15 protein-coding genes and 2 tRNA genes are annotated in these 14,134 nt (G+C 57.7%); 7 read left to right on the top strand and 10 right to left on the bottom strand.

The window, feature by feature from the left end; translation table 11 throughout:
- Window positions 1-471 precede the first annotated feature (471 nt).
- A complete protein-coding gene (locus tag RBB76_RS18505; RefSeq protein ID WP_429629169.1) occupies window positions 472-819 on the bottom strand; it encodes an STAS domain-containing protein in 348 nt (115 codons plus the stop codon).
- A gap of 132 nt (window positions 820-951) precedes the next feature.
- Here RBB76_RS18505 and RBB76_RS18500 point away from each other — a divergent pair, with 132 nt between their 5' ends.
- Entirely contained in the window at window positions 952-1,704 is a 753-nt protein-coding gene (locus RBB76_RS18500) for an SOS response-associated peptidase (RefSeq protein WP_429629168.1), read from the top strand.
- Window positions 1,705-1,736: 32 nt separating this feature from the next.
- On the opposite strand, the gene RBB76_RS18495 is transcribed toward RBB76_RS18500, so the two are convergent.
- The 4 genes from RBB76_RS18495 to RBB76_RS18480 are packed head-to-tail and all read right to left on the bottom strand — an operon-like array spanning window position 1,737 to window position 7,294.
- Window positions 1,737-2,783: a UDP-glucose--hexose-1-phosphate uridylyltransferase gene (locus tag RBB76_RS18495; protein ID WP_429629167.1), complete on the bottom strand. Its 1,047-nt coding sequence runs from the start codon at window positions 2,781-2,783 to the stop codon at window positions 1,737-1,739.
- Window positions 2,780-3,955, bottom strand: coding sequence for a galactokinase (gene galK / locus RBB76_RS18490; protein ID WP_429629166.1), 1,176 nt, complete (start codon window positions 3,953-3,955; stop codon window positions 2,780-2,782). The genes RBB76_RS18495 and galK overlap by 4 nt, the downstream gene beginning before the upstream one ends.
- A gap of 34 nt (window positions 3,956-3,989) precedes the next feature.
- On the bottom strand, window positions 3,990-6,572 hold the full coding sequence (locus RBB76_RS18485; RefSeq protein WP_429629165.1) for an ABC transporter permease: 2,583 nt from the start codon (window positions 6,570-6,572) through the stop codon (window positions 3,990-3,992).
- Entirely contained in the window at window positions 6,572-7,294 is a 723-nt protein-coding gene (locus RBB76_RS18480) for an ABC transporter ATP-binding protein (RefSeq protein ID WP_429629639.1), read from the bottom strand. Before RBB76_RS18480 ends, RBB76_RS18485 begins: the two co-directional genes overlap by 1 nt.
- Before the next feature lie 77 nt (window positions 7,295-7,371).
- On the opposite strand from RBB76_RS18480, the gene RBB76_RS18475 reads away from it, so the two are divergent.
- The gene (locus RBB76_RS18475) at window positions 7,372-8,067 is read left to right on the top strand and encodes an arylesterase (protein ID WP_429629164.1); all 696 of its coding nucleotides are present in this window, start codon (window positions 7,372-7,374) and stop codon (window positions 8,065-8,067) included.
- A gap of 15 nt (window positions 8,068-8,082) precedes the next feature.
- Here RBB76_RS18475 and truB read toward each other — a convergent pair whose 3' ends face one another.
- Genes truB through RBB76_RS18450 form a run of 5 tightly spaced genes read right to left on the bottom strand, consistent with a single transcriptional unit; the run spans window position 8,083 to window position 11,581 of the window.
- A complete protein-coding gene (gene truB, locus RBB76_RS18470) occupies window positions 8,083-8,955 on the bottom strand; it encodes a tRNA pseudouridine(55) synthase TruB (protein WP_429629163.1) in 873 nt (290 codons plus the stop codon).
- Between the two features lie 19 nt (window positions 8,956-8,974).
- The gene (gene folE / locus RBB76_RS18465) at window positions 8,975-9,583 is read right to left on the bottom strand and encodes a GTP cyclohydrolase I FolE (protein WP_429629162.1); all 609 of its coding nucleotides are present in this window, start codon (window positions 9,581-9,583) and stop codon (window positions 8,975-8,977) included.
- Window positions 9,584-9,597: 14 nt separating this feature from the next.
- The gene (locus RBB76_RS18460; RefSeq protein WP_429629161.1) at window positions 9,598-10,026 is read right to left on the bottom strand and encodes a 6-carboxytetrahydropterin synthase; all 429 of its coding nucleotides are present in this window, start codon (window positions 10,024-10,026) and stop codon (window positions 9,598-9,600) included.
- Window positions 10,023-10,433, bottom strand: coding sequence for a 6-pyruvoyl trahydropterin synthase family protein (locus tag RBB76_RS18455; RefSeq protein ID WP_429629160.1), 411 nt, complete (start codon window positions 10,431-10,433; stop codon window positions 10,023-10,025). The genes RBB76_RS18460 and RBB76_RS18455 overlap by 4 nt, the downstream gene beginning before the upstream one ends.
- A 56-nt stretch (window positions 10,434-10,489) precedes the next feature.
- Window positions 10,490-11,581 (bottom strand): glycosyltransferase, encoded by a 1,092-nt coding sequence (locus RBB76_RS18450; protein WP_429629159.1) that lies wholly within the window; start codon window positions 11,579-11,581, stop codon window positions 10,490-10,492.
- A gap of 30 nt (window positions 11,582-11,611) precedes the next feature.
- Between RBB76_RS18450 and RBB76_RS18445 the strand changes: the two genes are divergently transcribed.
- The 5 genes from RBB76_RS18445 (at window position 11,612) to RBB76_RS18425 (ending at window position 14,090) form a co-directional block, all read left to right on the top strand.
- Entirely contained in the window at window positions 11,612-12,094 is a 483-nt protein-coding gene (locus tag RBB76_RS18445; RefSeq protein ID WP_429629158.1) for a TlpA family protein disulfide reductase, read from the top strand.
- A 56-nt stretch (window positions 12,095-12,150) separates the two neighbouring features.
- Window positions 12,151-12,417, top strand: a complete 267-nt coding sequence (locus RBB76_RS18440; RefSeq protein ID WP_429629157.1) for a hypothetical protein — start codon at window positions 12,151-12,153, stop codon at window positions 12,415-12,417.
- 63 nt (window positions 12,418-12,480) lie between these two features.
- Window positions 12,481-12,557 (top strand) — tRNA-Arg (locus tag RBB76_RS18435).
- Window positions 12,558-12,796: 239 nt separating this feature from the next.
- Window positions 12,797-13,924 carry a hypothetical protein gene (locus RBB76_RS18430; RefSeq protein WP_429629156.1) on the top strand — a complete coding sequence of 376 codons (1,128 nt, stop codon included), beginning with the start codon at window positions 12,797-12,799 and terminating at the stop codon, window positions 13,922-13,924.
- An 89-nt stretch (window positions 13,925-14,013) separates the two neighbouring features.
- Window positions 14,014-14,090, top strand: a tRNA-Arg gene (locus RBB76_RS18425).
- Window positions 14,091-14,134: the final 44 nt, after the last annotated feature.

Here is a 14,134-nt window from a genome sequence, read left to right as displayed (position 1 = left end):
GCGGTCGCAGCGATCACATCGGAACGGATAGAGAAAGATCAGGCTCAGGATCTTATCGAGGGGATGACGATGGGACCGTCGGACTTCACCTTGGCTTATGCATTCTGGGCATTTCGGCATCATGATTTTGCTCCGGGGAGGCGCAAAAAATAATCCCACACCAGACTGGGGGAGTGGAGTACCACCTTTGTGGGATTTCCTTGCAGTTGAAAGACTCACTCGTGATTCGCCGACTGATGACGCTGCCCAATTCGGGCGGGGTTTCTAATTCGATGACTCACTTCTCGAGCCCGTCGATCACTGTTGGTCCGAAGGGGGGAGCCAGCACCTGGTTCAGGGCGGAGCAGCTCCTTCTGGAGCCTGCACGACTGGAGATCTCAGGAGCAACCGCAGCGGCGTTCCGAATGCTTTTTATGTTTTGTCAGGGCGGCGCGTGGATTGGAAAGTGATCTACGCGCGGAACGAGGACGATCAGGCGATGTTGATGCCGTGGTCCTCCGCCTGGCTGAAGACCGAAAGAAGGTTCGTCATCTTCAGCACGTTGCGAAGCTGCTTACCGAGGTGAAGCAGTTTGAACTCGCATCCGGTTTGCTTGGCCGTGGAGTACAGTCGCACCAGTGCGCCAAGTCCCATGCTGTCCACATAGGTCAGGTCTTGCAAGTCAATCACTACAAGTTTCAACTCAGGCAGAAGATGTTTCACATCCTGATAGAGTTCTTCGGTGGTCCCTGCTACGAACCGGCCGTGACATTTCACAACGGCCGAGTCCCCGTCACGTTCGATTTCAAAGGTTAGAATTTTTACGATCTCTTCGGGCATTTCGATTGCTCCTGGCAAGATACGAGCATTGGGATGCGGTGTTGACCTGAGAATTCTCGCATATAGAACCGAATGGAGGAACAGACTCGCGAAGATTTGCAGAGATTTATGAGGGATAGGACGGAACGTTGAATGATGCTGCGCTTTGCGTATCGGACTTACAATCCCTCTATGTGTGGACGATATGGGCTCAAATCAGACAAACAAAAGATAGCGGACGAGTTCCATGCAAAGAAGGTGAGTCCGAAGGTCGTGTTTGCCCCCAACTACAACGTCGCTCCCAGCATTCACCTACCGGTCGTGAGACTGGATGAAGAAGGCAACCGCGAACTGACGCTTATGCGATGGGGTTTGATTCCCTTCTTCTCGAAGGACGGTAAAGCAGCAAACAGGATGACCAACGCGCGGGCCGAGACCGTGGCGACTTTGCCAGCCTATCGTGAGGCGTTCAGGCGACGGCGCTGCATCGTCCCTGCGGACTGGTTCTATGAGTGGCAGGGCCTAGATCCTCAGAGGAAGAAGACGCAGTCATGGGCGATTGCGAGGAAGGATAGGCGGCTTTTGGGGATGGCTGGCCTTTGGGAGAGCTGGAATGACCCTGTGACTCTCCAGCCCCTGGAGACGTACACCATCCTGACCACAGAGCCCAACGAGGTAATGCAGCCCATCCACACGAGGATGCCTTTCATTCTGCGTCCAGAGGAGTATCAGAGGTGGCTTGAGCCATTCGATCCTGCCAGACCTCCAACGGACTTGCTGAGACCTTCTCTCGTTGCTCTGGAGGCATGGAAGGTCGATCCCAAGGTTGGGAATGTCAGGAACACTGGCCCAGAGCTTTGCGAGCCCTGGGCTGACGATCTGCCGACGCCTTCCCTTTTTGGATGAATCCTTCGTTTGGTGAGAGTAGATACATCCTGTTAGATCCTGGGGATTCGCAGGCTCGCCTGACGTAGGGTTTCCGCCGCGGATTCGGGAGTGATGTCGCGTTGCGGCGAACCAAGCAGTTCGTATCCGACCATGAACTTTCGAACGGTGGCGGATCGGAGCAGGGGCGGGAAAAAGTGCGCGTGGAACTGCCATTCCGGGTGCTCGTGCCCGTCGCATGGAGCGGGATGCAGGCCCATGGAGTATGGGAACGGCGTGTCGAAGACTTGATCGTAAGTGGCTGTGACCGAATGCAGAATGGAGGCGAAGTCTGTGCGTTCGGTGTCGGTGAAGGCTTGCAGATCGGTGACGTGGCGCCGGGGGAGGATCATCACTTCGAAGGGCCAGACTGCCCAGAACGGAACCACTGCGAGGAAACTCGGGTTCTGTGCGACGACGCGTTCGCCGAGTGACTCTTCGAGCTTTTGGTATTCGCACAAAAGAACTGCATGGTTCTTTGCGAGGTATTCGCGTTGGCCAGCCAGCTCTGAGACGATCTCATCGGGGATCGAGCGGCTTGCCCACAGCTGGCCGTGGGGATGGGGATTGCTGGCTCCCATCATGGCTCCACGATTCTCAAAGATTTGTACGTAATGGATGTCTTCGCGGGCGCCGAGCTCTGCGTATTGCTCGGTCCACACATCGACTACGGCGCGGATTTCGGGAACCGACATCTTCGCAAGAGTGAGGTCGTGGCGCGGGGAGAAACAGATGACGCGGCATATTCCGCTTTCGCCCTCTGCGAGCAGGAGGCCCCTGTTGCCTTCGTCACTGGAAAATTGCGGAGCGTCCGGTTTCAATGCGGCGAAGTCGTTTTCGAAGACATAGGTGCTGGTGTATTTGTCTGTTCGAATACCGCCTGCGCGCGTATTTCCGGGGCAGAGATAGCAGGTGGGGTCGTAGGTAAGCGCGACCTCGGTCGACTTCGACTCTGTCTGGCCTTGCCAGGGGCGCTGCGTTCGGTGGGGAGAGACGAGCACCCATTCGCGTTTGAGCGGATTGAAGCGGCGATGCGGATTTTGCTGCGCGAGAGGAATCATTCCGCGCCCCCGTCAACCGCCAGGGCGAGCGCACCGTCAGAGGGAGCGGTGACAAAACATTGCGCCGCGATTCCGGTTTTTGCCGCGTACTGTTCTTGCAGCGTTGCGACGAACTGTTCGGCGCTCTCAGCGCGTACGATGTTGACGGTGCAGCCGCCGAAGCCGCCGCCGGTAATGCGGGAACCGAAGCAGTCTGGCTGCTGCATGGCGATCTCGACCAACAGGTCGATCTCAGCACAGCTTGCTTGAAAGTCATCTCGCATGCTTTTGTGAGCCTCAATCATCAGCGTTCCGAACCGCTTCATATCTTCCTGCAGCAGCGCCTCCCGAGCAGCCGTGACGCGTTGATTTTCTGTAATGATGTGGCGGCATCGCATGAAGCTGGACGCAGACATCATATTTTTGCAGGCTTCAAGATCTTCGAGTGTGGCGTCGCGTAGAAGATTTACACCTGGTCGTTCGCGGTGAATAACGGCCTGGCCGGCCTCAACTTCATCTCGGCGGTCTCCATATTCACCGGTAGCGACGGCGTGTTTCACCATTGAGTTGCAGATGACGACACGTATTTGTTCGGGCAACGGTAGAAGGTCGAAGGCGAGGGAGCGGCAGTCGAGGAGCATCGCGCGATGCGCCACGGCACCGGCGACGACGAACTGATCCATGATGCCGCACTTTGCGCCGACGTAGTCATTTTCGGCTCGGCGGCAGAGGGTTGCGAGCTTTTCGAGCGGGAGCTTAACACCGGCGTGGTGTTGAAGAGCCATCGCTGTGGCTACTTCGACCGAGGCAGAGGAGCTTAGACCAGCGCCAAGCGGGACGTCTCCGGCGAGGGTCATGCTGAAGCCGCCAAGAGAGATGTTTTCCTGCTGGAGGGCCCACAAGACGCCAGCAGGATAGTCGGACCAGTGATCACGCGGAGCTGCCTTCAGCGAAGCCACCTCGAAAGAGGCTTCCTCTTTGTAGTTTGCAGAGTAAAAAATGGCGCGTCCGTCCTGCCTGGGGCTGATGACGGCGATGGTATGGAAACCTATCGCCATGGGCATGACGAAACCACCGGTGTAGTCGGTGTGTTCGCCGATGAGATTGACTCGGGCTGGCGCTGCGGATGCGTGCCCCTGTTGACCAAACTGCTGCTGATGAACCTGGAGCGCGTGCTCCTCTTCCACTTTCATTTACAGATCCCTTACTCCCTGAATCATCATACGATCATTCTTCGCGGAGAACTTCCAGTGGCTTGCGACCAAGAATTCGGTGGCTTGCCACCCAGCCGGTTGCAACCGTCAGGGCTGCTGTTCCGAGGAGGGCGCCGAGAGTCCAGAGCCATTGAAAGTGATAGGCGACGGTTAGTTTTGTCAGGAGCACACGCGCGATGATATTTGCGAAGAGGATGCCGACTGCTCCTGCGACGAGACCTAGGACTGCGAATTCGATGGAAAAGACGGTCGCGACGCGTGCGCGTGTGGCTCCGAGGGTTTTTAGAACTACGACTTCGCGGATGCGGCGGTAGCGGGTTCCGGCGATTGAACTGGCGAGAATGACTATCCCGGCGAAGATGGAAAAGGCGGCGAGAAACTGAATGACGTAGGTGATCTGCATGACTACGGCTCGTACGGTTTCGAGTGCCTGGGCGACGTTGATTACGGTGACGGTGGGGAAGGATTGGTAGAGAGCGCGCTGGAGATCGCCAACGTGGTTGGGGTCGGCATGGACGCCGCCGTACCAGACTACGGGGAGGCCAACGAGTGCGGGTTGAGGCAGGATGAACTCTGCGCGGGAGTAGGCGTGCTGGCCGTCGGACTTTGTGAGAGCTACGACCGTGGCGACAAATTGCGTGTCCTGCGCGGCGAAGGTGATGTGCGAACCGACATGGACGCCGAGCCGGTCGGCCTGGCGTTTTTCGATGGCGACGACTGGACGCTTTTCATCGGTAGGCCACCAGTTCCCTTCCACTGTTTTGGTTCCCGGAGGTGAGGTGGAAGACCAGGTGAGGCTGATGGAGCGGAGCATTCGCTTGGGGAAGTTCTTCAGCTTTGCCTCATTTGCCGGGACGCCGTCGATTTCGACGATGCGGGAGGAGACGACGGGGAGGAGTTCGGGCGGTGCGGTTACGCTTGGTTGGGATTTGAGCAGAGTGCGAATGCCTGCGACTTCGTCGTTGGTGATGTCGATGAGGAAGACGTTGGGCAGATTGGGAGCGGCGGAGACGTGCAGCTCCGAGACGACCGCTTGCTGGACGAGATAGACGGTCATGATCTGCATGACGCCCAAGCCTAGTGCGGCGAGGAGAGCGGCTGAGGGGTTGCCGGGGCGGTAGAGATTGGCGAGACCGTGGCGAAGTGAGGATGGCAGATGGAGACGGGTCTTTGCGAGGAAGAAGCGGAGGCCAACGAGGACACCGACTGAGGCCAAGAGGAGCACGGCGAGAACGGCGACGAGACCGAATGAGAAGATCTCGCCAACTACCAGTGAGTCGCTGAGTGTGGTTGCTATGGCTGCTAGTCCTGCGAGGATGAGGATTGCGGCGGCGACTTGTGCGAGATTTTTTGTGATCTTGCGCCAAGCTGCTGTTACGAAGGGATCGTCGTTGTCTTCGACGGCTCGGCGAAGGATGAGGATGGGGCGGACCCCGCGAATGTCGAGTAGAGGCGGGAGAGTGAAGAGAAGCGTTGTGAGGAGACCCGCGGCGAGGCCGGTGATGACGGTGCGAGGTTGGAGGTTGAACTCGGTGTCGACGTGAATGAGCCGGGCCAGGAGGTGGGGAAAACTAAGCTGTACGGCTACTCCGAGAGCTACGCCCAATAGACCACCTGCGAGGCCGAGGAGGAGCGTCTGGAGGAGGTAGATTTTGATGATCTGGCCGGAGCGGGCGCCGAGAGACTTCATGATGGCGATGGTGTCGAGGCGCTGTTGGAGGTGGGCTCGCATGGCCATGGCGACGCCGATTGCTCCTAGCACGAGGGCTACCAGGCTCATGAGCGAGAGGAGGCTGGTGGCGCGATCGAGGCCCTGCGTGAGCGCTGGATTGGTCTCGCGGTAATCGATGACTTGTGATTCGGGTAGGATTTTTTCGAGATGCAGCTTGAGGTCGGCTACGGCTTTATCGGAGATGGGGGCGCCGTTGGCGGGTTTGGGAACTTTGAAGAGATAGCGCTGGCCGGCGTGGCTTCCGGGGGCGAGTAGGCCGCTGGCTTCAAGGCCTTCGCGCGAGATAAGGACGCGCGGGCCTGCTGCGAAGCTTCCTGATAGGCGGTCCGGTTCGTTCACTACGACCGAGGCGATTCGAAAGAGTTGTGTACCGATCTTGAGTTGGTCGCCTACTTTGAGGTTCAGCCGCACGAGAAGATCGTCGGCTACGGCGACCGTGTCTGAAGTCAGTACGTTTTTCAGTTGGGCTGCGGGAGCGAGTTCAACTTGGCCGTAGAAGGGGTACATCGTGGGGTCGACGGATTTGAGCGAGACGAGCAAGGGATCGAGGGTCTTTGCGGAAGACGCCATCGAGAGGAGCTCGGTGACGGGCGTGATCTCGACTCCGGTTGCGGCGATTTCGTCGAGTGCCTTCTGCTGGTCGGGCGTTGGCTGCTGAAACATCCTTGCGGAGAGGTCGGCAGCCATGATGGCGCGGGCGCGATTGAGCAGAGTGCTTCGAAAGGACGAGGAGAAGCCGCGGACCCCGGTAAGCGCGGCGACACCGATCGCGACCGAGAGGATGACGAAGAAAAATTTTCCGCGGGAGGAGTGCATCTCACGAGCGGCAATTTTTGCAGCGGAACGATAGGAGAGAGTGGCCATTAGCCTTCGGTGAGGGCGGCTTCGTGGGAAGCGTCGGCCGGGGTGGGATTGATTTCGTCGGCGATGATGAGTCCATCGCGTAGAGTGATTCGCCGGTTGGCGTAGGAGGCTAAGACGGGATCGTGGGTTACTAGGACGAGCGTCGTGCCTTCGGTGCGATTGAGGTTGAGAAGAAGCTCCAGCACGTGGGCGCCGTTGGTGGTGTCGAGGTTTCCTGTGGGCTCGTCGGCGAGGACGATGGGAGGGCGGAGGATGAAGGCTCGCGCCAGCGCTACTCGCTGCTGCTCGCCGCCGGATAGCTGGACGGGATAGTGATCCATGCGATCGGCGAGGCCGACGCTTGAGAGCAGGTCGCGTGCGCGGGTGAGGCCGTTTTCCTTTGCATCGGCGTTCAACTCGTGGGGGAGGAGAACGTTTTCGAGGGCCGTGAGAGTGGGGATGAGTTGATAGGACTGGAAGACGAACCCGATGGTCTTTCCGCGAACCTGGGCGAGTTTATCCTCCGGAAGATAGCTGATCTCGGTGCCGTTGAGTCGAACACTGCCCGCGCTTGGTGTGTCGAGGCCCGCGAGCAGGCCGAGGAGAGTGGACTTTCCACTACCGCTTGAGCCCATGATTGCGGCGAACTGACCTTTCGGAACTGTGAAGTCCAGTCCTTTGAGAATGTCGACGGTTCGGGAGCCGTTGCGGATCGACTTGCGGAGGTCCTTCACAGAGATCATGGGAGTTTGGTATGTCAACTTCGGGGACTCTCCTTCTTCGACAACGGTTTTGTTACTTTGTAGAGATGCGGAGAACAGTGTCTGGAGTCATTTTATCGGTCTTGTGTCTCCTGGTGATGGCGCTTTCGCTGAGTGGCTGCCGGTCTGAGAAGGCAACGAAGCCGGTTGAGACAGTGGATTCGGACCAGACGAAAGCTGAAGCTCCTGTCGCGGTGGCGGATAACAGGCCGGTGATCGTTTGCTTCGGCGACAGCCTGACGGCGGGTTATGGGACTGACCTCGGGCAGAGCTATCCTGACTATCTTCAGACGGATTTGAATGCGGAAGGATATAAGTACCGGGTCGTCAACGAAGGCATTAGCGGGAATACTACGAAGGATGGCGTTGAGCGTCTGGACAGAGTGCTCGCGCTGAAGCCGGCGGTGGTGGTGGTGGAGTTCGGTGGGAATGATGGGCTGCGCGGTTTGCGCATTGAAGATTCACGCACAAATCTGGACAAGATTGTTGGCACGCTGAAGGCGAGCGGAACGAAAGTGGTGCTCGCTGGAATTACGCTCCCGCCTGACTATGGTCCTGATTACATCAAGCAGTTCACCGACACGTACTCCATGCTTGCAGCGAAGTATCATGTGCCTCTGCTGCCGTTTCTGCTGAAGGGCGTCTACGGCGTAGATGGAATGATGCAGGCGGACAGGATCCATGCAACGAGTGCGGGCAACCAGGTGGTGGCGAAGAGTGTTCTTTCAATGGTGACGCCGCTGTTGAAGAAGTGATCTCGCAGCTGAGACTCAGCCGAGGACGACGATGGGCTGCATCAGGGTGCCGGCGACGCGGCGTGTGATTGCGAGCAGGTCAGTGGGAGAGGTGAATACTTTGACCAGTGGGGCCTGGGAGAAGTCGGGCAGGTTGACCTGCATTCCGTTTCGCAGCCGCCCCGCCATTTGATCGTCTACGGTGACCGAAGGCATCTCGGGGAGCAGGGTGCGTGGGTGAGGCAGGAGCGCTTCGATTTCGGCGAAGGTGGCACTTTTGAGTTGATCGATCGTGATGGCGTGGTCGAGAACAAATGCTCCGGCACGGGTTCGGCGCAGGCTGGAGAGGTGTGCTCCGCAGTTTGCGAGTTGGCCGAGTTCGTGCGCCACCGAACGCACGTAGCCGCCAGCAGAGACGGACATGACGAAGGATGCGGTGTCGCCTTCGAGGGAGGTCAGCTCAAAGTTGTGGATGGTGATGCGGGCGGGTTTTACGGCTACTTCTGCTCCGGCACGTGCCAGTTTATGTGCGGCGACTCCGTTGATTTTCTTTGCAGAGAAGACAGGTGGGAGTTGGTCTAACTCTCCGTGAAACTTCCGGCTCAGGATTTGAAGCTGTTCGAGGGTGTGGTTCAACGGAAGGGGTTCGGATGCGGGAACTCCGTCCGCGTCGAAGCTGTCGGTGGCGAAGCCGAAGCGGATGTGGCCGGTGTAGTGTTTGTCGGCCTGTCCGAAGAACTGGGCCAGGCGCGTGTAGCGGCCTAGAAGAAGCGGCAGGACGCCGGTGGCCATGGGGTCGAGAGTGCCGAGGTGGCCAATGGACTTTTCGCCAGTGGCTCGGCGGACGATGGCGACTACGTCATGCGAGGTGATGCCGGAGGGTTTATCGAGTACGAGGAGACCATTCATGCAGTCTCCAGTTTAGCTGCTAGAAGCTGTTTCCCTGCCTGCGGACGAGCGAAAGGAACTCGTTGCGCGTCTGGAGCTGGGTCTTGAAGACGCCGAGCATTGCGGAGGTGACCGTTGAGGAGTGTTGCTTTTCAACGCCGCGCATCATCATGCAGAGATGCTGAGCTTCGAGGATGACCGCTACTCCCTGAGGATGAATGGCGTCGGTGATGGCTTCGCCGATCTGGCGGGTGAGGCGCTCCTGGACTTGCAGACGACGCGAGAAGACATCGACGAGACGGGGGATTTTACTGAGCCCGATGACCTTGCCGTTGGGGACGTAGGCGATGTGAGCTTTTCCAAAGAATGGGAGGAGATGGTGCTCGCACTGGGAGAAGAACTCGATGTCTTTTACGATGACCATCTCGTCGTAGTCGACATCGAAGAGAGCTTCGTGGAGAACCTCGGTCACGTTCATCGTGTAGCCGCGGGTGAGAAATGCCATGGACTTTTCCATGCGCTCGGGTGTGCGGAGGAGACCGTCGCGTGTGGGGTCTTCGCCGATGCGGAGGAGCAGTTCGCGATAGAGATCCTGCGTTGAGACACTGTCGAGTGATGGTGCGTCGATGGTGGCCGGGGTAAGTGGCATAGGTTGGGCCTTTCTTAGATCGTGCCTGGCGTTGGGGTTGCGTCGCCGGCGTAGTCGAATGAGTTGTTGCTGGTCTCCTCAACGTGAACCCGCTCAAGATGAGCAGCGGGAAAGTTTTGGAAGATGCGATAGATCTCGATGCTTAGATTTTCCGTTGTGGAGACGGCGTTGGTAAAGCAATCGAGAGTGTTGAGGTTCATGTGGTCGAATCGGGCGAGGAGATTTGTTTGTGCGAAGGCATCCAATTCCGCGAGATTGCAGACCATTCCGGTGGCAGGATCTACCTGACCGCTTATCGTCACCTGCACGGTGTAGTTGTGGCCGTGGCCATGGGGATTGTTGCATTTGCCGAAGACGGCTTGGTTCTTCGCCGCGTCGTACGCGTCGGTATGGAGGCGGTGCGAGGCGCTGAAGTGGTATCGGCGATTGAGATGTGCTTTCATGGCTCACCATAGTAGTCCGCGAAGAGATCGGGCATCTCGTAGACACGGACGCGGTGTAGCTTTGCGTGGGGGATTTTGTTGTCGAGACGCTGCCAGATCGCGATTGCGATGTTCTCTGTCGTCGGGATCATGGTTTTGAATTCGGGAACTTCGAGGTTCAGGTGCCGGTGGTCGTAGACGCTGACTACCTCGCGCTCGAGGATGTCCTTCAACTCTTTGAGATCGACGACGAAGCCGGTGGTGGGGTCGACCGAGCCCGCGACCGTGACCTCGAGGGTGTAATTGTGCCCGTGGCCGTTGCGATTTGCACACTTGCCGAAGACGCGTTGGTTCTCCTCAGGGGGCCACGCTTCGTTCCAATAGAAGTGGGCAGAGGAGAATTCGGCTTTGCGAGTAAGAAAGATCATCGTTATTCCTGTGTTTAGACGTGTTTAGAAGAGGGGTGGATGCAAACCCAAGGTAACTAGGGGGCCGCGTTGTAGTTACGTCCCTTCCAGATAACAGATTTTTTGAAGCGATGATGATGGACGCTGCGCAGAAGCATGTAGATGAAAAATGGTACGCCGAGTATAGAAATTGCCACGTCAATGGGTGGGAAGTTCGAGCGTGCGACGCGGGAGTAGAAGCGCCAGAGGGTTCGAACCCAGATGAGAAGGATAACGCTTCTCTGCCATGGCTGCAGCCAGTAGAGGCCAGAGGCTGCGATGGGCAAGCCGAAGAAGAGGACGATATCGAGGACTCGCCAGAAGGCAAGGGCGACAGGCTTGGGGAGGAGGAGCGCGAGATTTTTGGTCCAGCCTTCGACCATCTCCGAGGTCGTCCGATACATGCGCGTGGAGACGGCTTCCGGGGCGTAGCGAAAGCGGATGGTGCGGGGTGGTCGTTTGATGTTCTCGGCGAGGGCGACGTCCTCGAGGATGCGATCGCCGACGGCGCGATGTCCGCCGACGGAGAAGTAGGCTTCGCGTTCGACGAGGATGAACTGGCCGTTGGCCGCAGCCAGGCGGCGGGCGGGGTCGTTGACCTGTTTAGAGGGGTAGACGGAGGCCAGCTCTGAAAAGATCAGGGGCATGACGGCGTGCTGCCAGAAGCCGGTGACGATTTGACGAGGCGAGTAGGAGAGCAGAGCGACTTTGTGGCGATCGGCTTCGCGGAGAGAGCGGGAGATGTCGTTGGTCTCGTGAATGGTGTCTGCGTCGGTGAAGAGGAGATATTTTCCACGTGCGGCTTGAGCGCCGGCCCAGCAGGCGTTGGTCTTGCCGGTGAATCCTGCGTTCGGGCCAAGGTCCAGCTTGGGGGCGTCGAGGACGATGACGCCTGAGTGAGCCGCGGCGGCTTCGGTGGCTATGCTGCGGGTGTCGTCGGTTGAGTCATCGTCGACGATGATCAACTCCCACTGTTGGCCGAGGAGGAAACCGGGCTCAGACTGGCTCAGGATCGAGGCGAGGCAGGCAGGCAGCGAGCGTTGCTCGTTGCGGGCTGGAATAATGACCGAGAGTTCCAGGTCGGGTGTTTCGGCAGAGTTCGGGAGATGCTCGGGGGACGGGTCGCTCACGACTTCGTATTATAGGAAGTGGAGCGACTTGTGCGTAGATTGTTGATGAGTGCGGCGTTGGGAACGCTATTGGTGGCGGGATGCGACCGGGGCAGCCGTCCGGGAAATATTGATAAGCCAGCGCCGCAGTTTGTGATGGGTGACGGCACCAGGACTGTCGATTTGAGCAAGCTGCGCGGACGGGTGGTGGTGTTGAACCTGTGGGCTACCTGGTGTGCTCCGTGCATTGAAGAGCTCCCTAGCCTGTTGGCGTTGCAGAAACAGATGCCGGATCTGGCGATTGTTGCCGTGAGCATGGATCAGGACCCGGATGTCTACAAGCGCTTTCTGGTGGAGCATCATGTCGATGTGCTGACGGTTCGCGACGAGGACCAGAAGGTGAATGCGCTGTATGGGACGGTGCAGATTCCCGAGACTTACATCATCGATAAACAGGGGGTGCTGCGACGAAAGTTTATCGGCGCGCAGGTGTGGACCAGCCCTGAGATTACGAGCTACCTCTCGAAGATGTGAGCGCAGTCGGAGTTTTGTCGATTCAGCAGAGATGACTCGCTGATATGATCTAAGCCATGACACAGCTTGACGTTCTTTATCGCTATGGAGTTCCTCCGACCGAAGCCTCGGTCGTGGCGATGGCTAAAATGCGCGAGGTGTACGGGGTTCGGCACTTAGCGCTGGACGAGGCGAAGAAGACGATAAGGGTTGAATTTGACGCTACCCGTTTAACCGAACCGGTGATTTATGAGCTGCTGCGTCGCGCGGGACTCGATATCGTTGAGACGATGCCGATGTTCGCTCCTCCTGCTCCACCGCCGGAGCCAGTTGTCGCGAGCTAGTTGCCCTATACGATTTTCTTCGGTATTTTTAGGGTGTTCTTGTAGTGCAGTTCCCCGTTTTGCGCGCCCGTAGCTCAGCTGGATAGAGCATTTGGCTTCGAACCAAAGGGTCGGGAGTTCGAATCTCTCCGGGCGCACCATATGATTGAGCTTTTTTGAGACCTCGAAGACTTTATGCTCCGAGGTTTCTTCGTTTCGCGAAGCAAGACCGGTGAGCAAAACGCGATACAGGATAATGGAACTAGCTCTCGCGCAGATGAGTGTAGTATCTTCCCGTTCCCAGTAGTTCGTCAGTTCAGGAGTTGAATCGTCAGGAGGAACTCTGGACGAAGATGCCAAACTTGCTGCGCGGCCCTTTCTGCTTATGGAGGGCGGACCATTGTTTACCCTGCAGAAGCGCGTGGGGCTCATCAAGGAGGGGTCTCCGTACCTCAAACGAAGAGCTATGGTTGCCGCGTTGGTCACGTGGGTGCCGCTTCTGATATTGGCTGCGATGCAAGGGCTGGCATTTGGGCATGACGTTCCTGTTCCGTTTCTCCGCGATTTCAGCGGATATTCTCGCTTTCTCCTTGCCGTGCCTCTGCTGCTGCTGGCAGAAAACGTGCTCGGACCTCGCATCGCAGAGGCCGCTGCGCACTTCGTTACCTCGGGAGTAATCAAGGAGAAAGACTTTCAGCGATTTGACGCACTTGTCGGTCGCGGTTTGCGCTTGCGCGATTCCGTGACTGCTGAGGTCATCCTTGCAGCTCTCGCCTATGTTCTTTCGTGGGTGGCCTTTAAAGAAATTCCCAATCATGTCGCGACCTGGTTTCGAGGCAGTGCAGACACTGGCGGCACTCTTACCTGGGCTGGCTATTGGCTGGTCGCTTTCTGCATGCCGCTCTACCAGTTCCTTGTTTTGCGCTGGCTTTGGAGGTTGTTCCTCTGGTTTCAGTTTCTGAGCCGGGTTTGCAAACTGGACATGCAGCTCTATCCGACCCACCCGGACGAGGCTGCGGGGCTAGGTTTTGTTGGCGAGGCGCAACGATTCTTCGGAATGATTCTCTTTGCTTTTTCGCTGGGCAGCACGGGTGTGCTCGCTCGAGAGATCGTCTATGATCACGTTCCCTTGGTCTCCTACGCCCCGACGATCGCTACTTATGTGGTGTTTGCGCTTCTCATTGTCGTTGGACCGCTTATGGTCTTTACAGGAGTTCTGCTGAGGACAAAACGCGTGGGGCTGCATCAATACGGTAGGTTGGCGACCAGCTACACCGGCGCCTTTCACCAGAAGTGGATCGAACATAAAGCTCCAGAGCAGGAACCGTTGCTGGGCAGCGCTGACATCCAGTCATTGGCAGACCTTGGCAACAGTTACGGTTACGTGGAAAAGATGAAGCCTCTCCCCGTCGATCCTCGTACCCTGTTGCACCTGGTGCTCGCGAGTCTGCTTCCGTTGACGCCTCTGCTGCTAACAGTCATGCCACTGAAAGACATCTTGAAGTTACTTCTTAAGGCGTTTGCATAGAGCAGGTGGAGCCCTATCCAGGGCCGCGGTGGCGCTTGATAGAAGAGAGGAATTCCTATATCTTTAAAAGGTTGCAACCCACGCAATGTGCGCCCGTAGCTCAGTTGGATAGAGCATTTGGCTACGAACCAAAGGGTCGGAGGTTCGAATCCTTCCGGGCGCACCATACCACCGCAAAAACTCATCCTTGGGACGGATCGCAGCCACTGA

Source organism: Tunturiibacter psychrotolerans (genome assembly GCF_051013365.1).
GTDB lineage: Bacteria > Acidobacteriota > Terriglobia > Terriglobales > Acidobacteriaceae > Edaphobacter > Edaphobacter psychrotolerans_A.
Note: the sequence above shows the minus strand (reverse complement) of the source record. Positions and strands in the feature narration are given on the sequence as shown.